The 21,347-nt window shown below is 63.3% G+C and carries 18 protein-coding genes and 1 tRNA gene; 6 read left to right on the forward strand and 13 right to left on the reverse strand.

The genetic code is table 11. From position 1 onward, the window contains the following. The first annotated feature begins 14 nt into the window (after positions 1 to 14). Positions 15 to 102: transfer RNA gene (locus HU729_RS04960), tRNA-Ser, on the forward strand. A 190-nt stretch (positions 103 to 292) separates the two neighbouring features. On the opposite strand, the gene HU729_RS25740 is transcribed toward HU729_RS04960, so the two are convergent. Both HU729_RS25740 and HU729_RS04965 read right to left on the reverse strand, forming a co-directional pair. Beyond that, positions 293 to 529 (reverse strand): hypothetical protein, encoded by a 237-nt coding sequence (locus tag HU729_RS25740; RefSeq protein WP_238348305.1) that lies wholly within the window; start codon positions 527 to 529, stop codon positions 293 to 295. Positions 530 to 1,034: 505 nt separating this feature from the next. After that, a complete protein-coding gene (locus HU729_RS04965; protein ID WP_238348306.1) occupies positions 1,035 to 2,012 on the reverse strand; it encodes an alpha/beta hydrolase in 978 nt (325 codons plus the stop codon). A gap of 302 nt (positions 2,013 to 2,314) precedes the next feature. On the opposite strand from HU729_RS04965, the gene HU729_RS04970 reads away from it, so the two are divergent. The 3 genes from HU729_RS04970 (at position 2,315) to HU729_RS04980 (ending at position 3,878) form a co-directional block, all read left to right on the forward strand. Then, a complete protein-coding gene (locus tag HU729_RS04970; protein WP_186669804.1) occupies positions 2,315 to 2,806 on the forward strand; it encodes a GNAT family N-acetyltransferase in 492 nt (163 codons plus the stop codon). A gap of 42 nt (positions 2,807 to 2,848) precedes the next feature. Beyond that, positions 2,849 to 3,202: an SH3 domain-containing protein gene (locus HU729_RS04975; protein WP_186708656.1), complete on the forward strand. Its 354-nt coding sequence runs from the start codon at positions 2,849 to 2,851 to the stop codon at positions 3,200 to 3,202. Positions 3,203 to 3,683: 481 nt separating this feature from the next. Then, positions 3,684 to 3,878, forward strand: a complete 195-nt coding sequence (locus HU729_RS04980) for a hypothetical protein (protein ID WP_186669800.1) — start codon at positions 3,684 to 3,686, stop codon at positions 3,876 to 3,878. Between the two features lie 126 nt (positions 3,879 to 4,004). Here HU729_RS04980 and HU729_RS04985 read toward each other — a convergent pair whose 3' ends face one another. Next, positions 4,005 to 4,904 (reverse strand): LysR family transcriptional regulator, encoded by a 900-nt coding sequence (locus tag HU729_RS04985; protein WP_186708657.1) that lies wholly within the window; start codon positions 4,902 to 4,904, stop codon positions 4,005 to 4,007. Positions 4,905 to 5,004: 100 nt separating this feature from the next. Here HU729_RS04985 and HU729_RS04990 point away from each other — a divergent pair, with 100 nt between their 5' ends. After that, positions 5,005 to 5,763: a TSUP family transporter gene (locus HU729_RS04990; protein ID WP_186708658.1), complete on the forward strand. Its 759-nt coding sequence runs from the start codon at positions 5,005 to 5,007 to the stop codon at positions 5,761 to 5,763. Between the two features lies 1 nt (position 5,764). Here HU729_RS04990 and HU729_RS04995 read toward each other — a convergent pair whose 3' ends face one another. Both HU729_RS04995 and HU729_RS05000 read right to left on the reverse strand, forming a co-directional pair. After that, on the reverse strand, positions 5,765 to 7,183 hold the full coding sequence (locus HU729_RS04995) for a GGDEF domain-containing protein (RefSeq protein WP_186708672.1): 1,419 nt from the start codon (positions 7,181 to 7,183) through the stop codon (positions 5,765 to 5,767). Positions 7,184 to 7,329: 146 nt separating this feature from the next. Continuing rightward, positions 7,330 to 9,162, reverse strand: a complete 1,833-nt coding sequence (locus HU729_RS05000) for an SLC13 family permease (RefSeq protein WP_186669790.1) — start codon at positions 9,160 to 9,162, stop codon at positions 7,330 to 7,332. A 162-nt stretch (positions 9,163 to 9,324) separates the two neighbouring features. On the opposite strand from HU729_RS05000, the gene HU729_RS05005 reads away from it, so the two are divergent. Further along, a complete protein-coding gene (locus HU729_RS05005; RefSeq protein WP_186708659.1) occupies positions 9,325 to 11,121 on the forward strand; it encodes a glycoside hydrolase family 15 protein in 1,797 nt (598 codons plus the stop codon). A gap of 78 nt (positions 11,122 to 11,199) precedes the next feature. On the opposite strand, the gene nuoN is transcribed toward HU729_RS05005, so the two are convergent. The 8 genes from nuoN to nuoG are packed head-to-tail and all read right to left on the reverse strand — an operon-like array spanning position 11,200 to position 21,219. After that, on the reverse strand, positions 11,200 to 12,669 hold the full coding sequence (nuoN, locus tag HU729_RS05010; RefSeq protein WP_054892697.1) for an NADH-quinone oxidoreductase subunit NuoN: 1,470 nt from the start codon (positions 12,667 to 12,669) through the stop codon (positions 11,200 to 11,202). Positions 12,670 to 12,676: 7 nt separating this feature from the next. After that, positions 12,677 to 14,209 (reverse strand): NADH-quinone oxidoreductase subunit M, encoded by a 1,533-nt coding sequence (gene nuoM, locus HU729_RS05015; protein WP_054892698.1) that lies wholly within the window; start codon positions 14,207 to 14,209, stop codon positions 12,677 to 12,679. Positions 14,210 to 14,267: 58 nt separating this feature from the next. Next, on the reverse strand, positions 14,268 to 16,121 hold the full coding sequence (gene nuoL, locus HU729_RS05020) for an NADH-quinone oxidoreductase subunit L (RefSeq protein ID WP_054892699.1): 1,854 nt from the start codon (positions 16,119 to 16,121) through the stop codon (positions 14,268 to 14,270). Further along, positions 16,118 to 16,426: an NADH-quinone oxidoreductase subunit NuoK gene (nuoK, locus tag HU729_RS05025; protein WP_023631349.1), complete on the reverse strand. Its 309-nt coding sequence runs from the start codon at positions 16,424 to 16,426 to the stop codon at positions 16,118 to 16,120. The genes nuoL and nuoK overlap by 4 nt, the downstream gene beginning before the upstream one ends. A 3-nt stretch (positions 16,427 to 16,429) precedes the next feature. Beyond that, positions 16,430 to 16,930 (reverse strand): NADH-quinone oxidoreductase subunit J, encoded by a 501-nt coding sequence (gene nuoJ / locus HU729_RS05030; protein WP_054892700.1) that lies wholly within the window; start codon positions 16,928 to 16,930, stop codon positions 16,430 to 16,432. A 10-nt stretch (positions 16,931 to 16,940) separates the two neighbouring features. Continuing rightward, entirely contained in the window at positions 16,941 to 17,489 is a 549-nt protein-coding gene (gene nuoI / locus HU729_RS05035) for an NADH-quinone oxidoreductase subunit NuoI (RefSeq protein WP_011534620.1), read from the reverse strand. Between the two features lie 11 nt (positions 17,490 to 17,500). Next, a complete protein-coding gene (nuoH, locus tag HU729_RS05040) occupies positions 17,501 to 18,508 on the reverse strand; it encodes an NADH-quinone oxidoreductase subunit NuoH (RefSeq protein ID WP_186669786.1) in 1,008 nt (335 codons plus the stop codon). Further along, positions 18,505 to 21,219, reverse strand: coding sequence for an NADH-quinone oxidoreductase subunit NuoG (gene nuoG / locus HU729_RS05045; protein ID WP_186708667.1), 2,715 nt, complete (start codon positions 21,217 to 21,219; stop codon positions 18,505 to 18,507). Before nuoG ends, nuoH begins: the two co-directional genes overlap by 4 nt. Positions 21,220 to 21,347 lie beyond the last annotated feature (128 nt).

A 21,347-nucleotide genomic window follows, 5' to 3' on the forward strand; every position in this document is an offset into this window, starting at 1 on the left:
CCGCAAAACAAGCTGGAAGCGTGGCCGAGTGGTTTAAGGCAACGGTCTTGAAAACCGTCGATGGGCAACTATCCTAGAGTTCGAATCTCTACGCTTCCGCCATATTCAAAGCCCTGATTATTCAGGGCTTTTTGCGTTTTTAGGGTATTGAAAATTTCCGAAGCGCTTCCGCCCCGTTACTTGTTCGGCAGGTTTCGCCAAGATCCCGCTAGGTGGCGACCCCACCCTTATCTGTTCTTTGGTTTGCCCCAGCAGCTATTGCATGTGTTGCATGGTCCACATCGATGAATATCTACCCTTCAGGCAAGCTCACACCGCATACGAAGTCATCCGATCCTAGACGGTGTGCGCCATACTCCACGACGTAGTCATCTCCCCGGCGTTGCGCCTCCATCCTGGCGGTATTTCTGTCGGCGAAGACGTCGACAAAGTGCCAGGGATGTCGATCCCTCAGCACTCCCCAGCCAAGCACCCAGCCCTCGTTGTAAGGATCGGGTGGAAGGTTTTTTGCCAAGCTGCGTAGGGTCATGACGGGTCCTTGAAGTGGCCGTGTGACAACACCAAGGCCCTTCGTGAACGCTGCAGTTGATCTTGCCAGTGTAGACGGCTGATAGGCTGCGAGCCTTTTCAGACAAGAGAGTCTCTTTGATGCGGTTTGCGAAGCTGTTGCGGTATCCCTTCTGTATGGCCTTGTCTGAGGCTGCCCAAGGGGCGCCGCGCTTTCACGGGACTCTGACATTGAAGCTTCACCGAGTAGCACGCCTGTAAATTGGCAAGCGATCAAGGCTTAGGCCTATGCTTTCTGGGCCACAGGAATAACCCGAGTAAAGGTAGCCTGGTTCCCCGGGCCGAAAAGCAACCCACGGATCACCGCTGCATGTTCAGATACATGGAGGGGAGCGTCGCAGCCCAGATGGCCAGCGCCAGGCTCGATAATCCGCACACCGCTACCCCTCAACAATGTCCTGGCCTGTTGTCCTGCGCAAAAAGCCCTGGCATGCCAGGGCTTTTGTTTGCGGATGAGCCAGGGCCGGTCAAAGGTGGTCGGCGTCCACTACCGCCTGTGCGAAGGCAGCAGGTGCCTCCTGCGGTGGGTTATGGCCAATCCCGCCCGTCAGCAACCGATGCTCGTACTTTCCGGTAAAGCGTTGCCGATAGGCGTCAGCCGGCGGATGCGGCGCGCCGTTGGCGTCGCCTTCGAGGGTGATGGTCGGTACTGCGATCGCGGGGAACTTGGCCAGTTTCGCTTCCAGCGGATCGTATTGGGTCTCGCCCTGCGCCAGGCCCAGGCGCCAGCGGTAGTTGTTGACGGTGATCGCCACCTGGTCAGGGTTTTCCAGCGCCTTGGCACTGCGTTCGAAGGTGGCGTCGTCGAAGGCCCACTTCGGCGAGGCGATTTGCCAGATCAGCCTGGCAAAATCATGACGATTCTTTTCATACCCGGCACGGCCGCGCTCGGTTGCGAAGTAGAACTGATACCACCATTGCAGCTCGGCAATAGGCGGCAGTGGGGCCTTGGCGGCCTCCTGGCTGCTGATGAGGTAGCCGCTAACCGAGACCAGCGCCTTGACCCGCTCGGGCCACAGGGCCGAGACGATGTCGGCGGTGCGCGCGCCCCAGTCGAAGCCGGCGAGCACGGCCTTTTGTACGTGCAGGGCGTCCATGAAGGCGATCACATCGCTGGCCAGGGCCGAGGGTTGAGCGTTGCGAGGTGTCTTGTCGGAGAGGAAGCGCGTGTCGCCATAGCCGCGTACATAGGGCACCAGGACGCGATAGCCCTTGGCGGCGAGCAGAGGAGTCACGGTTTCGAAGCTGTGGATGTCGTAGGGCCAGCCGTGCAGGAGGATGACTACAGGACCGTCGGCGGGCCCCTGTTCGACGTAGGCGACATCCAGCACGCCGGCCTTGATGTGCTTGAGCGTGCCGAAGCTGTCATGTGCGGTTTGCGCGCCTTGGGCGGCAGGCGCTGTGTCGGCGGCGAAGGTTCCTGTGGCAACGACGCTCAGCGGCATCAGTACGGCGGCGAGCAGGGCGGGATATCTGAAACGGTGAGGGCTGGACATGGACATTTCCTTGGCTTGGCCGTGGGGTGGGGGTGGCACCAGTAAAATGTCGGGGTGTATCGAGGATGTGTCTGATGATGTTGGGCGTGGTTTTCCTACGTATCTGCGCTGGGTTTTGGTACGTAAGCATACAAAGGCGTGGCGCACGGATAACGCTCGGTTAAGCGTGGTGTGACCTGTGATCGCGGTGCGAAGCCGAGCCGCTCCGGTTAGGATGTCGTCCTCTGTTTACCGAGACACGGACCTACCCCATGAATACGCCTGTTTTCCGCCCCGCCACGCCTTCGGATGTGGACCGCTGCTATCACATCGAAACCACTGCCTATGAAGGCGACGAAGCGGCCACGCGGGAGAAGATTGCCACGCGCATCGCCCAGTACCCGGAGGGCTTTCTGGTGCTGGAGCAGGACGGCCAGGTGGTGGGTTTCATCAACAGTGGCTGTGCTCACGAAGTGGTGATGTCCGATGAGGCGTTCAAGGAGCTGGTTGGGCACGATGCCCTGGCGCCAAACGTGGTGATCATGTCGGTGGTGGTCGATCCGGCGTTTCAGGGGCGCGGTTACGCCGGGCAACTGATGACGCGCTTCATCGAGCAGATGCGCGAACGCGGCAAGAAGACCATTCACCTGATGTGCAAGGACCAGCATGTAGGGTTGTACGAAAAGATGGGATACCAGTACGTGAAACCTTCCAGTTCCGATCACGGTGGCATGGCCTGGCATGAAATGGTCATGAGCCTCTGAGCGGTTGCCAGGATTGATTCTTCTGAAGCCAGGGAGCGGGATATGAAATACGTGGTGATCGAAAGCCATCGCAGTGAATACCCTCGACCCATCCGCTTCGCCCGAGGGACGTTGTTGCAGATCGGGCAACGTTACGAGGGTGAGGAAGACTGGCAGGACTGGTATCTGTGCAGCTGTGAGGGGCACGAGCCAGGCTGGGTGCCGGGGCAGTTGATCGAGTGCCTGGGTGTCGGCCAGGGGCGGGCACTGGAGTCGTATTCTGCCCATGAGCTGGACGTCGATCCTGGGCACGAGGTGGTGGGGCTGCGGCGCTTGAACGGCTGGCTCTGGTGTCGGCGACAGCGCAACGGTGAACTGGGGTGGTTGCCGCAGGAGAAGTTGCGACAGCTGGACTGAACGACCCATCTGATATGCTTTTTTTCCGGCAACCTGAATCTGTAACCGTATCAGCCAAGGCCTGACAATGCCCCTCAAGCCCAGCCGTACGAAGCGGTATGCGCCGGGCAAGCGCGGCTGCACCGCATCCCTGGCGGGCAGCTCTGCCGTTCAGTCCCCACTTTGTCGAGGTTCCAATGGGCAAGCTTGCGTTGTTCCTGGGTGGTTTCCTGATGCTGACGATCCTGATCGGCTTGCTGGGTACCATCCCACCGGGCTGAAATATCCCGTCCAACTTCCCCGAGCCCGTCTACCTGTGAGACGGGCTCGATGCGTTTTACCTCCTGCCACGCCGCTCATCGACTGTCTGTCGGCTTATTCTTGATATTTATTCTCACTTGATAACCGCTCGTGTAATCTCCCGCGGCCGTTTTCGGCCCCCGAGCGTGGGGCGTCTGGAGTTTTTGGGCTTGACGGCAGCCCACCTGCCTCGGAGTCGTACATGGAAAGCAAGAAGGGCACTGCAGCGATGCTGGAGTGGCGGGAGAGGTTCGTCGGCACCGGTATCGCCAGCGAACGGGATTACGAGCAGGCACTGGTCTGTGCCGAGCAACTCGAGCGTGCCGGGGCGATCAACGTTGGCGAGTGGATCGAATTGGTCAGGCTAGCGAATGCTGCACTATTGCGTGTGCGATAAGTCGTTAACTGGGCTCGGAATTCTGTCCACAAAAAACGTGGGTAGGTCTGTGGATAAAACGCTACAAGCCAGTAACGAAGCGGCCTTTGTTAAATTGAGCAGAATTTGTACAGTGCTGTCTTGGGGTCAGGGACGCGCGCGTCGTAGCGCCTGCAGCAGTTCACGTACCCGAGCCGGTTGTTCGCCAGGCGGGTAGAGCGCATGCATCTGCGGATCCTGGCCGCTGCTGGAGGTCAGGTGATACGCCGGGCATACCCGCAGCAAGCGCCCGGCCTGCACTTGCGGCTCGCCCAGCCAGTCGGCCAGACGGGCGATGCCGGCACCGGCCAGCGCGCTTTGGTACACCGCAGTGCCTGCAGACAGGCGCAGGCGCGGACGTGGTTGCAGGCTGGTGATCTGGCCGTCGCGGTAGAAATGCCAAGCCTTGAGGATGCGGGGAGCGGTGTGCAGGATCAGTGCATGGCCGCCCAACTCCTCGGGTTCCAGTGGCAAGCCGTGTTGCTGCAGGTACGCCGGGCTTGCGTACAGGTGGCGGCGGTAGTTCCACAGTGGATAGCCGATCAGTTCGCTCGACTGGGGAAAGGCACCGCGCACCACGAAATCGAACTTGCCTTGCACCGGGTCGAGGGCCTGATCGCCGAACTGCACGTCCAGGGTGACCTGGGGGTGACGTTGGGAGAATTCGGCGAGCACCGCCGGCAGTACCTTCTGGGCCAGCAGCTCGGGCACTGCGAAGCGGATCCAGCCCTGTGCCGAACCGCTCAGCGCCGCCAGCTCATCGGCCGCATCACGTTGCACTTCCAGCAAGCGCTGTGCGTGGGGCAGCAAGTGCTCTCCGGCTTCGGTCAAGGTCACGGCGTTGGCACTGCGATTGAGCAGGCGGGTGCCAGCGTTGTCCTCGAGCGCCTGCACTGCGCGGGTTACGGCGCTGGGTGAGCGCCCCAGGGCGCGGGCGGCGGCAACGAAGCTGCGCTTGTGGGCGACGCTGACGAAAGCCTGTATTTCGCGCAGCATATCCAATGCCATGGCGGGTTCCTCATTGCGGTTTGTGCAATATGGCATTTCAACACAGGTGCGGCCGTTTGATTAGGCTTTGGGCACGCTTTCACTGCCTGGAACTTCTCAAATGACGGATATCGTCCTGTTGTCCCTGTTCGCGTTCGCTGCCGGATTGATCGATGCTGCGGTCGGCGGTGGCGGGCTGATTCAGATTCCTGCGCTGTTCAATGTGCTGCCCGGTGCTCAACCGGCGGCGCTGTTGGGCACCAACAAGTTCGCGTCGGTGTGCGGCACGGCCTTCGCCGCGCGCTCGTTCATTCGCAAGGTCAGACTCGACTGGGGGCTGATCGTGCCGGCGATGGCCAGTGCCTTTGTCATGTCGTTCGCAGGGGCCGCGACCGTGTCGTTGGTGCCTCCCAGCGTGATGCGCCCGGCGGTGCTGGTGCTGATCGTGTTGATGGCGATCTACACCTTCTGCAAGAAAGATTTCGGGGCCTTGCACACGCCGACGCGAATCGGCCGCAAGGAGCAGTGCCTGGCGATACTGATCGGCGGTGCCATTGGTTTCTATGACGGTCTGTTCGGCCCTGGAACGGGCAGCTTCTTGATCTTCCTGTTCATCCGCTTTTTCGCCCTGGATTTTCTCCACGCCTCGGCGTCGGCCAAGCTGGTGAACATCGCCACCAATCTGGCCGCACTGGTGTTCTTCATTCCCTCGGGTAACGTGCTGTGGGCCATTGCATTGCCGATGGCGGTGTTCAACATCCTGGGGGCTCTGACGGGCACCTGGTTGGCGGTACGCAAAGGGGCAGGGTTCGTGCGGGGCCTGTTCCTGGTACTGCTGTGCGTGCTGATCGCCAAGCTTTCCTGGGATCTGATCGGCTGACTCAGACCACCTGGCGCTGGGCCTGCTCGACACGATTGCGGCCATGGGCCTTGGCGCGATACAGCGCCTGGTCGGCATCGGCGAGCAAGGCATCAAGGTCGGCTGTCGGCTGGCTGTCGTTGCAGCCACTGACACCGATGCTCACGGTGATCCGCAGCTGCGTCTCACCCTGCACCATCTGCAGGTCCTGCACGGCGCGGCGCAGACGCTCGGCAGTGAACGCAGCCTGTTCGGGCGCGAGCCCCGGAACGACGATGACGAATTCCTCGCCACCCAGGCGAGCGAACAGTTCGCCGTCGTGCAATTGTTCCTGCAATGCACTGGCACATTGGCGCAGGACGTGGTCGCCGACCGCGTGGCCATGGCGGTCATTGATCGCCTTGAAGTAGTCGATATCGAGCATCATCAAGGTCAGCGGCAGCGCCTGGGCATGCTGCTGCCGGCCTTCCAGCAGGGCGTTGGCCTGGCGGGTGAAGGCGCTGCGGGTCAGGGCGCCGGTCAGGTGATCAATGGTCGCCTGGTGCGCCAGGCGCGACAGCAGGGCGCGGTTGGCATTGCTGACACAGGCCACTACCAGCGGCCCGAGCACCAGCATGGCGATGCCCAGGCGAGCCGACATCAGTGCCGTGACGCCCGGCTCACTCTGCGGCACGCTGAAATGCATCAGGTTCTGGGCCACGGCAACGATGAGGGTGCTGCCTGCTGTCAGCGTCAGCAGCGAGAGCAGAAAAGGGGAATAGCTCAGGGCGCACCACAGCAGCGCAGAAATGGGGAAGGCGATTGCGCCAGGGCCGCCGAAAACGATACTGAGTACCAGCGAAGCCAGCAGCACCAGCAAGGGTGCCAGTCGCACAGGCTGTCCTCCGCTGCGCAGTAGTGCCGGTAGCGACGGTGCGGTGAGCATGATTGGCAACACGAGTACGCTGGTGGAGAACTGTTCGCTGAACCAGGCCAGCCAGGTGGTGCGCAATGACTGATCGAACCAGGGGGCGGCCATGACGCATGCGAGGCTTGCAGCCACCACGGCCCCTGCGGCACAGGCAGCGAATACGCGGAGCACGCCATGGGGTGTACGCAGTCGCCGATGGGGGCGGGGCAAGTGCGCCAGCAGACGCCAGAGGGTGACGATCGCACCGACGTTGCACAGGTTGAACCACAGGGCGGGGCGCCACTCGCTGCCACAGATCAGGTCGGCACTGACCATCGCCAGGTACATCAGGGCGATGCCCAGGATGCTGCCCTGGCGGGGGTGGCGCAGCAGCATCCCGGCCAACACGGCATTGACCGGCCAGAACAGCGACAGGGACTCGATCGGTCGGGCCAGGATACCGCCCAGCGTCAGGGCGAAGGTCAGACCGAACAGGATCAAGGGAGGCAGCAGGCGCGACTGGGCTGAAAACACCATGGGCTCGACCGACAAGCGCAAACGTAATCCAGGACGACTGCAGCTTACACCTGGGACAGATAGATCGCAGTGTGGTTCAGGAAGCGAATTGATGTCAATTGGATATTAATTTGCGCCGATCCTCCCTGATATTTCACGTTTGCTACAGGTAAACATCCTGGTCACTGCAATCCGAAGAACCAGGGCACCATCACCACGGTCACCACCATCACCAGCAGGGTGAAGGGCACACCGACCTTGACGAAATCGGCGAAGCGGTACTGGCCAGGGCCGAGCACCAGGGTGTTGACCGGTGAGGACACCGGCGTCATGAATGCTGCCGAGGCGGCCAGGGCCACGGTCATGGCGAAGGGATACGGCGACATGCCCAGTTGCTGCGCCGTGCTGATCGCAACCGGGGCCATGAGTACTGCCGTTGCCGTGTTGGAGATGAACAGCCCGATCACGGCGGTGAGGGCGAACAGGCAGGCAAGGATGGCCTGCGGGCCGGCACCGCCGAGCAGGCCGACCAGCCCGGTCACGGCCAGGTCGATACCGCCGGTCTTCTGCAGCGCCAGGGCGAAGGGCAGCATGCCGACGATCAGTACCAGGCTTTGCCAATGGATCGCGCGGTAGGCGCTGTTCATGTCGATACAGCGCCCGGCGCCCATCAACAGGCAGCCGATCAGCGCAGCGAGGACATTGGGTACCAGGCCGCTGACCATCAGCCCGACCATCACCGCCAGGCTCAGCAGGGCTTGGGGAGCACGGGTGCGGGCAGGGGCGACCTGATCGATTTCGGCTGGCAGGCTCAGCACCAGAAAGTCGCGCGGCTGGCTTTGCAACTGGCGCACGGCTTTCCAGGGGCCGATGACCAGCAGGGTGTCGCCCAGGCGCAGTTTCTCCTCCACCAGTTGTGCTTCGACGGCGCTCTGCTCGCGGCGCAGGCCGACCACATTGAGGCCGTAGCGGCTGCGAAAGGCCAGCTCCAGGATAGTCTTGCCGATCAGTTGCGAGCCGGGCGGCAGCGAGATCTCGGCCATGCCCACTTCCTGTGATTGATCGATGAAGTAGGCGGCCTTGAAGTGCAGGGGTTCCAGTTGCATGGTCTGGCACAGGCTGCGCAGGTCGTCGCGATTGGCGAACAGGTCGAGCAGCAGCACATCGCCCTGTTGCAGCAGGGTGCCGGAGTCGGCGGCGATCACCCGGGTGGTGAATTTGTGCTGGCGCTCGATGCCGACCACATTGGCGCCATGGCGGGTACGCAACTCGAGCTCGCCTAGGGTATGGCCGATCAGTGGCGAATGTGGGCGGATGCGCAGCCGCCGCTCGCGACCGCTGAGTTTGTAGTCCAGTACCAGGTCGAGCAGGGTGCGGCGGCTTTCGCTACGACCGTCCTTGCGCACTTCGCCGTTGAGCCAGTGGCGGGTCAGCAGCATGTAGCCCACACCCAGCACCAGTATGACCAGGCCGAACGGGGTGAAACTGAAGAAATTGAAGCCTTCCAGCCCGTGGCGCACCAGCTCGCTGTGCACCACCACGTTCGGTGGCGTCGCCACCAGGCTGAGCATGCCGCTGATCAGGCCGGCGAAGCTCAGCGGCATCATCAGGCGGCTCGGTGAGCACTTGAGGCGCGCGGCGATGCTGAGCACCACCGGGATGAAGATCGCCACCACCCCAGTCGAACTCATGACCGAGCCAAGCCCGGCGACAGCGACCATCAACAGCACCAGCAAGCGGGCCTCGCTGTTGCCAGCGCGCTCGCTCATCCAGTCGCCGATGCGGTAGGCGATACCGGTGCGCACCAGGCCTTCGCCGATCACGAACAATGCGGCGATGAGCACCACGTTGGGATCGCTGAAGCCGGCCAGGGCCTGTTCGACGGTGAGGATGCCGGACAGCGGCAGAAACAGGATCACCAGCAGCGCAACCACATCCATGCGGGGGCGATTGAGGATGAACAGGGTGACGACGATGGCGAGCAGGCCGAGGACCAGGAGCAGGTCTGAAGACATGGGGCAGGGTGATCCTTCACGGGTTGGGGCTGGGGAGAACAGTAGCAGGCCAGGCGGGCGACGTCGTTGATGTACTGCAGGATTCGGGCGAGGGGCGCAAAGCGTGCTCGGTTGTGGTCACAAACAATAGAGCGAACCCAAGCCTCAATCCAAGGAGCTCCAATGCCCGCGCACATCGAAGACTATGCCCTGCTTGGCAACTGCCGCAGCGCAGCCCTGGTCAGCCGCGATGGTTCGATCGACTGGTTGTGCCTGCCTCGTTTCGACGCCCCTGCGGTGTTCGCCGCGTTGCTCGGCAATGAAGAGAATGGTCGCTGGCGCCTGGCGCCCAGCGACTCGGTGGAGCAGTGCAGTCGGCAGTACCTGGGCGATACCCTGGTCCTGGAAACCACCTGGACCACTGCCAGTGGTCGTGCCCGGGTACTCGACTGCATGCCCCTGGGTGAACCAAACGCCGTGCTGCGTATCGTCGAAGGCCTCTCGGGAGAAACCCGATTCGAACTCGATCTGGTGCTGCGCTTCGACTATGGCCGCAGTGTCCCCTGGGTGGAGCGGCTCGATCCACTGACCCTCAGTGCCGTTGCCGGCCCCGACCGGCTGATCCTGCGCAGCACGGTCGGGCTGCATGCGATGGACCATCACAGCGTCTGCCGTTTTCATGTGGGCGCAGGCGAGCGCCATGTGTTCGCCTTGCGTCATCAACCCTCGCACCTGCCCGACACACCGGATTTCGACGCCGATCAGGCGCTGGCCGACACCCTGGCGCACTGGCAGGACTTCGCTGCACGCTGCCCCGACATAGGGCCGCACAGTGCCCAGGTGCGTCGCTCGCTGTTGACCCTCAAGGCGCTCACCTATGCGCCCACCGGCGGGATCGTCGCTGCGGCCACCACTTCGTTGCCCGAGCGCATCGGGGGTGAACGCAATTGGGACTATCGCTATTGCTGGTTGCGGGACGCCACCATGACCCTGCTGGCGTTCATGAACCTGGGGTATTTCGATGAAGCGCAGGCCTGGCGCGAATGGTTGCTGCGCTCGGTGGCCGGCAACCCGGAGCAGATGCAGATCATGTATGGCCTGGCAGGCGAGCGCGACCTGGGCGAGTTCACCTTGCCCTGGCTGGCCGGCTATGAACGCTCGAGCCCGGTGCGCATCGGCAACGCCGCCTCCGGGCAGCGCCAGCTGGATATCTATGGTGAGGTGGCCGATGCCATGGCCCAGGCGATCAAGGGCGGGCTGCCTCGTCACCCTCGCAGTGCCGCAATCGCCCGGCTGATCATGCCGTATGTGGAGCGCATCTGGCGCGAGCCCGACGAAGGTATCTGGGAGGTGCGTGGCGGTCGTCAGCAGTTCGTGCATTCGAAGGTGATGGCCTGGGTTGCGTTCGACCGCACGGCGAGGCTGGCTGAAACCACCGAGGAGGATCGCGAGCGGGGGCGGCACTATCGTCAGGTGGCCGAGCAGATTCACCGAGAGGTGTGCGAGCAAGGGCTGGATGCTGGTGGGCAGTACTTCGTGCAGGCCTATGGTTCAGACGAGCTCGACGCCAGTCTTCTGCACATTGCCCTGACCGGTTTTCTGCCGGCGGAGGATCCGCGTTTCTTGCGGACACTGGAACAGATCGAACGTCGCCTGCTGAAAAATGGTTTGTTGCTGCGTTACGACAGCGACAGTTGCAGCGATGGCCTGACGCCGGGGGAGGGGACTTTCCTGGTGTGTTCGTTCTGGTTGGCTGATGTGTATGTGCTGTTGGGGCGCCAGGAACAGGCGCAGGCGTTGTATGACCGCCTGACCGGGCTGTGCAATGACGTTGGCTTGCTGGCCGAGCAGTACGATCCGCTCGGCCAGCGGATGCTGGGAAATTTTCCGCAGGCGTTCAGCCACATCGGCATCATCAATACCGCGTTGAACCTGCACCGAGCTCAGTGCCCGGCGTGGGACCGTGCCCGTTGTGGTTGAAGGCGCTGGCCGGTTTTGCCGGTGCCAGAAACAAGACACCCCGCCGAGGCGGGGTGTCTTGATGCAGCGCAGAACGAATCAGCCTACCAGGTGCAGGCCAGCCTGCTGAACCAGTTCCAGCAACGGCTGCGGGTAGACACCCAGCACGAAGGCCAGGATCGCAACGGCCAGCAGCATCACGCCACCGGTACGCTGTTCCCACTTCAGCGGAGCATCGTGACGACGCAGGTTCGGTTCTACCAGGTACAGGGTCACCATGACCCGCAGGTAGTAGTACACGCCGATGGCGCTACCGATCACCAGTGCACCGACCAGCCACCACAGGTGCGACTCGACGCCAGTGGCGATGATGTAGAACTTGCCGATGAAGCCTGCGGTCAGCGGGATACCGGCCAGCGACAGCATCATCACGGTCAGTACCGCGGTCAGGTACGGACGGCGCCAGAACAGGCCGCGGTACTCGTACAGCGCGTCGGCGTCACGGCCGGCGTACGGCGAGGACATCAGGGTGATCACGCCGAAGGCGCCCAGGCTGGTGATCACGTAGGTGACCAGGTACACGCCCATGGCCTCCAGTGCCAGGCCCTTGCTCGCCACCAGGGCGATGACCAGGTAACCGAAGTGGGCGATGGACGAGTAACCCAGCAGACGCTTGAGGTTGCTCTGGGTCAGCGCCAGGAGGTTACCGACCAGGATCGAGGCGACGGCGATCACCGCCAGTACGGTGCTCAGCACGCCACTGCTGGCGGCAGGGGAGAGCATGAACAGGCGCACGACCACGGCGAACACCGCAACCTTGCTGGCGGTGGCCAGGAAGGCGGCGACCGGGGCCGGAGCACCTTCGTACACGTCTGGAGTCCACAGGTGGAAAGGCACGAGCGACAGCTTGAAGGCCAGGCCTACCAGCATCATGCCCAGGCCCAGCTGTGCCAGCAGGCTTGGCATGCTGGTGGCGGCCAGGGCCTTGCCCAGCTGATCGAAGGTCAGGGCGCCGGCATCGGCGTAGAGCAGGGCCATGCCGAACAGCAGGAAGGCCGAACCTGCAGCCGAAAGCACCATGTACTTGATGCCGGCTTCCAGCGAACGCTTGTTGAAGAACGCATAGGCTACCAGGCCGTAGACCGGCACCGACAGCAGCTCCAGGCCGATGAACAGGCCCGCCAGGTGGTTGGCGCTGACCAGCACCAGGCCACCGAGCGCCGACATCAGCAGCAGCAGGTAGAGTTCTTCACGGTTGCCTGGGAAGCCCTTGGAGCCTTCGCCCAGGTAGGCGTGGGCAAGGGTGACGCAGGCCAGGGTGGCCACCAGGATGATCGCCATGTACAGGCAGGCAAACTTGTCGATGGTCACCAGCGAGGTGACCGCCAGCGGTGCGACTTTCAGTGCCGGCAGGATCGACAGCAGGGCCAGGTTCAGGCCCACGGTGGACAGCAGGAAGGTCTGCGAGTGGTTGCGCTTCCAGGCGATCGCCAGCATCACCACCACCGTGGTGATGGTGGTGATCAGCATCGGCGCCAATGCGATGAAGTGTTGAGTGGTGAATTCCATAGCGCTCTTACCGGGCCGAAGCGAGTTGAGTGAAAGCGGAACCGAGCCACTGCTGCACACCGCTCATGGTGGCGGCAGAGGTGTCGAGGAACGGCTGCGGGTAGACGCCCAGCACGATCAGCAGCACCGCCAGGCCCAGCACCATGATCAGTTCGCGTCCGTCCATGCCGGCCAGCACGGTGTCGGCCTTGGCCGGACCGAAGTAGGCGCGGTGGATCATGATCAGCGAGTAGACCGAACCGAACACGAGGCCGGTGGTGGCGATCACGGTGATCCAAGGCACGTGGGCGAAGCTGCCGATCAGAATCAGGAACTCGCCGACGAAGTTGCCGGTGCCCGGAAGGCCCAGCGACGCGGCGGCGAAGAACAGGCTGATGGCTGGCAGATACGCGATGCGGTGCCACAGGCCACCCATCTGGCGCATGTCACGGGTGTGCAGACGCTCGTACAGCTGGCCGGACAGGATGAACAGCGCCGCAGCCGACAGGCCGTGGGCCAGCATCTGGATCACCGCGCCCTGCAGGGCTTGCTGGCTGCCGGAATAGATACCGATCAGCACGAAGCCCATGTGCGAGACGCTGGAGAAGGCGATCAGGCGCTTGATGTCGGTTTGTGCGAAGGCCAGGAAGGCACCGTAGAAGATACCGATCAGGCCCAGGGTCATGGCGATCGGCGCGAACTCGGCCGAGGCGTTCGGGAACAGCGGCAGGGCGAAGCGCAGCAGGCCGTAGGCCGCAGTCTTCAGCAGGATGCCGGCGAGGTCGACGGAACCTGCAGTCGGCGCCTGGGCGTGGGCGTCAGGCAGCCAGGAGTGGAACGGAACCACTGGCAGCTTGACCGCGAAGGCGATGAAGAAGCCCAGCATCAGCAGGTATTCGACACCTGGCGGCAGCTGTGCCTTGAGCAGGTCGCTGTAGTTGAAGGTGATCACCCCGGTGGCGTTGTAGTTGACCAGCACCAGGCCAAGGATCGCCACCAGCATGATCAGGCCGCTGGCCTGGGTGAAGATGAAGAACTTGGTCGCCGCGTAGATCCGGGTCTTCTTGCCGTCTGCCGAGCTGTGACCCCAGAGCGCGATGAGGAAGTACATCGGCACCAGCATCATTTCCCAGAAGAAGAAGAACAGGAACAGGTCCAGCGCCAGGAACACACCGACCACGCCGCCGAGGATCCACATCAGGTTGAGGTGGAAGAAGCCGACGTGGCGCTGGATCTCTTTCCACGAGCACAGCACCGAGAGCACACCGAGCAGGCCGGTGAGCAGGATCATCAGCAGCGACAGGCCGTCCAGGGCCAGGTGGATGCTGATGCCGAAGCGCTGGATCCACTGGACTTTGTATTCCACAGCCCAGGCAGGTTCGGCGCCCGGAGCGGGGGCGAGGGTGTAGTCACCGGTGCCCCACAGCCACAGGCCGATACCGAGCAGCAGGGACATGGTCAGCAGCGCGATCCAGCGTGGCAGGGTGGCGCCGAAGCGCTCACCCAGCCAGCACAGGAAGCCGCCGATGAAGGGGATCAGGATCAGCCAAGGCAGAATCATGACGGGTTCGTTTCCTTTCGCAGAGTCGCAAGGTTCGCGAGGTTCGCAATATTCATGGTCATACCGCGGCCACTACCACGGCGCCGAGCACGAGCACGGCACCTACGGCGATAGAGGCGGTGTACCAGCGCAGCTGACCGGTCTCGGTCTTGCTCATGGCGACGTGGCCGCCGCGAGCCATGCGAGGAATCAGGCCGATACCGCGGTCAACCGGGTCCTTGCGCAGGATGTGGCTGATCAGCAGGTAAGGTTTGACGAACAGCTTGTCGTAGATCCAGTCGAAGCCCCAGGCGGCGAACCACCAGGCCGACAGGACGCGACCGATGCTGCTGTTGGCGATCGCGGTGACCAGGCGACGCTTGCCCAGGAACAGCACTGCAGCGAGCAGGATACCGGCGATGGCGATGGCGCCCGAGGCGATCTCCAGCGAATGCTTGGCTTCGCCACCGGCGTGGCCGGCGCTTTCAGGCAGCACGCCTGCCAGCGGCGGGTGGATCCAGGCGCCGACGAAGGTCGACAGCACGATCAGCACGCCCAGCGGCAGCCAGTGGCTGATGCCGTGGCCAGCGTGGGCCTCGGTCTTCGCTTCGCCGTGGAAGGCGATGAAGATCAGGCGGAAGGTATACAGCGAGGTCATGAACGCACCGACCAGGCCTGCGTAGAGCAGGTTGGTGTTGCCGCTGGCGAAGGCTTCCCAGAGGATCTCGTCCTTGGAGTAGAAGCCAACGGTCAGGATCGGCAGGGCGGCCAGGGCAGCACCACCGACCACGAAGCTGGCGTAGGCCAGTGGCAGTTTCTTCCAAAGGCCGCCCATCTTGAAGATGTTCTGCTCATGGTGGCAGGCAACGATCACCGCACCGGAGGCAAGGAACAGCAGGGCTTTGAAGAAGGCATGGGTCATCAGGTGGAAGATCGCCGCATCCCATGCGCCAACGCCCAGGGCGAGGAACATGTAGCCGATCTGGCTCATGGTGGAGTAGGCGAGGATACGCTTGATGTCGGTCTGTACCAGTGCGGCGAAACCGGCCAGTACCAGGGTGATGCCACCCACTACGCCAACCAGGTGCAGGATGTCCGGCGCCAGGGTGAACAGGCCGTGGGTACGGGCGATCAGGTAGACGCCTGCGGTGACCATGGTCGCGGCGTGGATCAGTGCCGAAACCGGGGTCGGGCCAGCCATCGCGTCGGCCAGCCAGGTCTGCAGCGGCAGCTGGGCCGATTTACCGACCGCACCACCGAGCAGCATCAGGGTGGCCAGCACCATCCAGGTGTCGCCCGCCTGGAATTTCTGCGGTGCCAGCACCAGCAGTTCCTGGACGTTCAGCGTGCCCAGCTGGGCGAACAGGATGAACAGGCCGATGGCCATGAACACGTCACCGATACGGGTGACGATGAAGGCCTTCAGTGCCGCGTTACCGTTGTTGCGGTTGCTGTAGTAGAAACCGATCAACAGGTAGGAGCACAGGCCCACACCTTCCCAGCCGAAGTAGATGAACAGCAGGTTATCGCCCAGGATCAGGAACAGCATGCTGGCGATGAACAGGTTGGTGTACGAGAAGAAGCGCGAGTAACCGGCTTCGCCACGCATGTACCAGGAAGCGAACAGGTGGATCAGGAAGCCTACGCCGGTGACCACGCCGAGCATGGTGACCGACAGGCCGTCCAGGTACAGGGTGAAGTTCGGCGCGAAGCCGTCCACCGACATCCACTGCCACAGCAGTTGGCTGTACGCACCGCCCTCAGGCGGGGCGACGTTGAACTGCCAGATCACGTAGGCGGCGGTCGCGGCCGAGAGGCCGACCGAACCGACACCGATCAGGGCGGACAGGTTCTCCGAGAACCGCCCGCGCGAGAACGACAGCAGCAGGAAGCCGATCAGGGGAAAGACGAAAGTCAGGAAGAGAAGGTTCATCCGCGCATCTCACTGGCAGCATCGATGTCGAGAGTGTGGAAGCGGCGATACAGCTGCAGCAGGATTGCCAGGCCAATGCTGGCCTCGGCGGCTGCCAGGCTGATCACCAGAATGAACATCACCTGACCGTCGGGTTGGACCCAACGGGCACCGGCGACGATGAACGCCAGGGCTGCGGCGTTCATCATGACTTCCAGGCTCATGAGTACGAAGAGGATGTTGCGGCGGACCATCAGGCCGACCAGACCTAAGCAGAACAGGATGCCGGCGACCGCCAGACCATGCTCGAGAGGGATAGCACCCATGATTTACTCCTTCGCCTCGTTGCGGCCCAGGTGGAAGGCGGTGACGGCCGCAGCCAGCAGCAGCATCGAGGCCAGTTCGACCACCAGCAGGTAGGGGCCGAACAGGCTGATGCCGACGGCCTTGGCGTCAACCGTGGTACCGCTGATGGCAGCGCCGCTCGGATTGGCGAACAGCACGTACAGCAGTTCCAGCAGCAGCAGGGCGGCGAGGATCACCGGCCCTGCCCAGATGCCCGGCTTGAGCCAGCCACGTTCCTGGGCGACCGAGGCCGGCCCCAGGTTGAGCATCATCACCACGAAGACGAACAGCACCATGATGGCGCCAGCGTAGGCGATCACTTCCAGGGCGCCGGCGAACGGCGCACCCAGGGAGAAGAAGATCATCGCCACGGAGATCAGCGAAATGATCAGGTAGAGCAGGGCGTGCACGGGGTTTGTGCCGGTCACCACCCGAAGGGTGGAGACCACGGCGATCCCGGATGCGAAGTAGAAAGCGAATTCCATCTTTCTGTCCTTATGGGAGCAAGCTCTTCACGTTGATCGGCTCGGCTTCGTTCTGCGCAGAGCCTTTCGGCTTGCCAGCGATGGCCATACCCGCAACACGGTAGAAGTTGTAGTCAGGGTTCTTGCCGGGGCCGGAGATCAGCAGATCTTCTTTCTCGTACACCAGGTCCTGACGCTTGAACTCGGCCATTTCGAAATCCGGAGTCAGCTGGATCGCGGTGGTCGGGCACGCCTCTTCACACAGGCCACAGAAGATGCAGCGCGAGAAGTTGATGCGGAAGAACTCCGGGTACCAACGGCCGTCCTCGGTCTCGGCTTTCTGCAGCGAGATGCAGCCGACCGGGCAGGCCACCGCGCAGAGGTTGCACGCTACGCAGCGCTCCTCGCCGTCGGGGTCGCGGGTGAGGACGATGCGGCCGCGATAGCGTGGCGGCAGGTACACGGGCTCTTCGGGGTATTGCAGGGTGTCGCGCTTGCGGAACCCGTGGGAGAACACCATCACCAGGCTGCGCAGCTGAGTGCCGGTGCCCTTAACGATGTCGCCGATATACTTGAACATGGGTCAAATCCTCACTGGGCCGCGACGGCTGGCGTGTTGTAGAGCACGATCGCAGCGGTCACCAGCAAATTGATCAGGGTCAGCGGCAGGCAGAACTTCCAGCTGAAGTCCATCACCTGGTCATAGCGCGGGCGCGGGATCGAGGCGCGCAGCAGGATGAACAGCATGATGAAGAACGCGGTCTTCAGCGCGAACCACAGGAACGGTACTTGCGGCAGCAGGCCGAACGGGCCGTGCCAGCCACCGAAGAACAGGGTTACCAGCAGTGCCGAGACCAGGATGATGCCGATGTACTCACCGACGAAGAACATGCCCCATTTCATGCCGGCATATTCGATGTGGTAGCCGTCGGCCAGTTCCTGTTCCGCTTCCGGCTGGTCGAACGGGTGACGGTGAGTCACGGCGACGCCAGCGATGAAGAAGGTGCAGAAGCCGAAGAACTGCGGAATGATGAACCACAGGTTCTGGGCCTGGTATTCAACGATGTCGCGCATGTTGAACGAGCCCACCTGTACCACCACGCCCATCAGCGCCAGGCCCAGGAACACCTCGTACGACACGGTCTGCGCCGAGGCCCGCAGGCTGCCGAGCAGGGCGTACTTGTTATTCGACGACCAGCCGGCGAACAGCACGGCGTAGACCGACAGACCGGCCATGGCGAAGAAGAACAGCAGGCCGATGTTCAGGTCGGCGACGCCCCATACCGGGGTGATCGGGATGACCACGAAGGCGATCAGCAGGGCGCTCATCGCCACCACCGGTGCCAGGGTGAAGATCATGCGGTCGACGAAGGGTGGGTTCCAGTCTTCCTTGAAGAACATCTTCAGCATGTCGGCAGCGATCTGGAACATGCCGAACGGGCCGACGCGGTTCGGACCATACCGGTCCTGCCACCAGCCCAGCAGACGACGTTCGACGAAGCTCAGCAGCGCGCCGCAGACCACCACCGCCAGCAGAACCACGATGGCCCGCACGACGGTGAGAATCACATCGATCACTTCGGGGGTGAACCAGCTCATTGTGCTGCCTCCTGCAGGCCTTCGACGGATGCACCGAAGATGGCAGGCGGAATGCCGGCCAGGCCTTTGGGCAACGCAACCAGGCCAGCGCCCAGTTCTTCATTGATGCGCAGCGGCAGGCGCAGCGAAACGCCCGCGACGTTCAGGCTCAGCAGTGCGCCGTCGTTTACGCCCAGACGGTCGGCTTCGGACTTGGCAAGGCCCACGTAGGCCGCCGGGATACGCTCCTGCACCGGTGCCGCGCGCGAAGAGTTCTCCTCGCTGCCGAACAGGTGGAAGAAGGGTACGGCAGTCCAGGTGCCGCGCGCCGGGTTGAAGGCGCTAGGGATAGTGTTGAACCAGTTCAGGCGATCGCCTTGCGATTCGATCAGGCGCACGCCAGGGTCACCGGCACGCAGGTGGCCACCGACTTCATCCTGGAACTTGTTCCAGGCTTGCGGCGAGTTCCAGCCCGGCGACCAGGCGAATGGCACTTGCTGGCGCGGTTCGGCCGAGCCCGAGTAGCCTTCCATCGAGAAGGCGAACGCGGTGTCCTTGTCCTGCGGGGTGCGCGGCTCATGGACGCTGATGTTGGCGCGCATGGCGGTGCGGCCCGAGTAGCGCAGCGGCTCACGGGCAAGCTTCAAGCCCTTGATGCGGAACGCGGCGCTTGGCGCTGCGTTGACGATGCCGGCCAGTTGCGGTGCGGCGTTGGCGCAGGCGCTGGTGACGTGGTCCAGTTGGGTCCAGTCGACCGGCTTGTTCAGCAGGGTGGCACGCAGGGCGTGCATCCAGCGCCAGCCTTCGTGGATCTGGATGCTGCTGTCCAGGTACTGCGGGTCGAACACCTGGAAGAAGCGCTGGGCGCGGCCTTCCTGGCTGACCAGGGTGCCGTCGCCTTCGGCGAAGGACGCCGCAGGCAGGACCAGGTCGGCGCGGTCGCTGGTGGCGGTCTTGGAGTGGTCGGCGACGATCACCACTTTTGCGGCGGCGAGCGCAGCATCGACCTTGGCGGCCGCTACGCGGGCGTACAGGTCGTTCTCCAGCACGACGATGGCGTCGGCCTTGCCGGTGATGACGGCGTCCAGCGCAGCATCGACGGAGTCACCGCCCATCATGGCCATGCCAAGGCTGTTGGCCTCAGGTACCACTAGGCTCAGTGAGCCGTTCTTCTCGCGCAGCTTGAGGGCCTTGGCGATGTTGGCGGCGGCTTCGATCAGTGCGGCGTCAGCCAGCGAAGTACCGGCAACCACCAGTGGGCGCTTGGCGGCCACCAGAGCGTCGGCGATGCGCTGGGCCATTGCCTTCGCTTCGGCGTCCAGGCCTTCGACGGCGGGGGCGCTCGGGTCGATGGCGTGGGCCACGGCGAAGCCCAGGCGGGCGAGGTCGGCAGGGGCTGCGCGCACACATTCCTCGGCGACGTCGTCGAGCTTGGTCTCGGCCAGCGAGGCAATGAACAGCGGGTACAGCGCGTGCTGACCGATGTTCTTCACGGCTGCATCGAGCCAAGGCTGCACTTTCATGCCTTCGGCCATGGCCTCGGCCTTGCCCTTGGTGGCCTGGCGCACAGCCAGGGCGACGCGGGCGGCGGTTTGCGTGAGGTCTTCGCCGAGTACGAACACGGCGTCGTGGTCTTCGATGTCGCGCAGGGTCGGGACTGGCAGCGGGCTGTTGTTCAGCACGTCCAGCACCAGGCGCACGCGGCTCAGCTCACCGGCTTCCATACCCGAGTAGAAGTAGTCGGCGCCGACCAGCTCGCGCAGGCCGTAGTTGCTCTCGAGGCTGGCGCGTGGCGAGCCGATGCCGACGATGGTACGGCCGCGCAGCAGGTCAGCGGCCTTGTCCAGCGCGGCGTCGAGGCCCAGCTTGCTGCCATCGGCCAGCAGCGGCTGGCGTGGGCGGTCGCTGCGGTTGACGTAGCCATAGCCGAAGCGGCCACGGTCGCACAGGAAGTACTGGTTCACCGAGCCGTTGAAGCGGTTCTCGATGCGGCGCAGTTCGCCGTAGCGCTCACCGGGGCTGATGTTGCAGCCGCTGGAGCAGCCGTGGCAGATGCTCGGGGCGAACTGCATGTCCCACTTGCGGTTGTAGCGCTCGGAGTGGGTCTTGTCGGTGAATACGCCGGTTGGGCAGACCTCGGTGAGGTTGCCGGAGAACTCGCTCTCCAGCACGCCATCTTCAACGCGACCGAAGTACACGTTGTCGTGGGCGCCGTAGACACCCAGGTCGGTGCCGCCTGCGTAGTCCTTGTAGTAGCGCACGCAGCGGTAGCAGGCGATGCAGCGGTTCATCTCGTGGGCGATGAACGGGCCGAGGTCCTGGTTCTGGTGGGTACGCTTGGTGAAACGGTAGCGGCGCTCGTTGTGGCCGGTCATTACCGTCATGTCCTGCAGATGGCAGTGACCACCTTCCTCGCACACCGGGCAGTCGTGCGGGTGGTTGGTCATCAGCCATTCGACGACGCTGGCACGGAACGCCTTCGACTCGTCATCGTCGATGGAGATCCAGGTGCCGTCGGAGGCAGGGGTCATGCAGGACATGACGATGCGACCACGGGTGTCGTTCTCGTCGGTGTACTGCTTGACCGCACATTGCCGGCAGGCGCCGACGCTACCGAGCGCCGGGTGCCAGCAGAAATAAGGGATGTCGAGGCCGAGCGACAGACAGGCCTGTAACAGGTTGTCTGCACCGTTGACTTCGAGCGCTTTGCCGTCTACGTGGATAGTGGCCATGGTTCAAAGTTCTTCGTTGGCCCGCGTGAGCAGGCGTGGCTAATGGAAATCAGTGAGCTTGCGGCCGGCCGCGAATGGTTCGGGCCGGCCTGCAAGCTGGGGGGGGGGGGGGGGGGCCGCCCCCCCCC

The organism is Pseudomonas sp. RW10S2 (assembly GCF_014268985.1).
Taxonomy (GTDB): domain Bacteria; phylum Pseudomonadota; class Gammaproteobacteria; order Pseudomonadales; family Pseudomonadaceae; genus Aquipseudomonas; species Aquipseudomonas wayambapalatensis.

Bases quoted from the DNA above. Each gene is read 5' to 3' on its own strand.
- HU729_RS25740 (WP_238348305.1), bottom strand. From the start codon at position 529: ATGACCCTACGCAGCTTGGCAAAAAACCTTCCACCCGATCCTTACAAC.
- HU729_RS04965 (WP_238348306.1), bottom strand. From the start codon at position 2,012: ATGCCGCTGAGCGTCGTTGCCACAGGAACCTTCGCCGCCGACACAGCG.
- HU729_RS04970 (WP_186669804.1), top strand. From the start codon at position 2,315: ATGAATACGCCTGTTTTCCGCCCCGCCACGCCTTCGGATGTGGACCGC.
- HU729_RS04975 (WP_186708656.1), top strand. From the start codon at position 2,849: ATGAAATACGTGGTGATCGAAAGCCATCGCAGTGAATACCCTCGACCC.
- HU729_RS04980 (WP_186669800.1), top strand. From the start codon at position 3,684: ATGGAAAGCAAGAAGGGCACTGCAGCGATGCTGGAGTGGCGGGAGAGG.
- HU729_RS04985 (WP_186708657.1), bottom strand. From the start codon at position 4,904: ATGGCATTGGATATGCTGCGCGAAATACAGGCTTTCGTCAGCGTCGCC.
- HU729_RS04990 (WP_186708658.1), top strand. From the start codon at position 5,005: ATGACGGATATCGTCCTGTTGTCCCTGTTCGCGTTCGCTGCCGGATTG.
- HU729_RS05000 (WP_186669790.1), bottom strand. From the start codon at position 9,162: ATGTCTTCAGACCTGCTCCTGGTCCTCGGCCTGCTCGCCATCGTCGTC.
- HU729_RS05005 (WP_186708659.1), top strand. From the start codon at position 9,325: ATGCCCGCGCACATCGAAGACTATGCCCTGCTTGGCAACTGCCGCAGC.
- nuoN (WP_054892697.1), bottom strand. From the start codon at position 12,669: ATGGAATTCACCACTCAACACTTCATCGCATTGGCGCCGATGCTGATC.
- nuoM (WP_054892698.1), bottom strand. From the start codon at position 14,209: ATGATTCTGCCTTGGCTGATCCTGATCCCCTTCATCGGCGGCTTCCTG.
- nuoL (WP_054892699.1), bottom strand. From the start codon at position 16,121: ATGAACCTTCTCTTCCTGACTTTCGTCTTTCCCCTGATCGGCTTCCTG.
- nuoK (WP_023631349.1), bottom strand. From the start codon at position 16,426: ATGGGTGCTATCCCTCTCGAGCATGGTCTGGCGGTCGCCGGCATCCTG.
- nuoJ (WP_054892700.1), bottom strand. From the start codon at position 16,930: ATGGAATTCGCTTTCTACTTCGCATCCGGGATCGCCGTGGTCTCCACC.
- nuoI (WP_011534620.1), bottom strand. From the start codon at position 17,489: ATGTTCAAGTATATCGGCGACATCGTTAAGGGCACCGGCACTCAGCTG.
- nuoH (WP_186669786.1), bottom strand. From the start codon at position 18,508: ATGAGCTGGTTCACCCCCGAAGTGATCGATGTGATTCTCACCGTCGTG.
- nuoG (WP_186708667.1), bottom strand. From the start codon at position 21,219: ATGGCCACTATCCACGTAGACGGCAAAGCGCTCGAAGTCAACGGTGCA.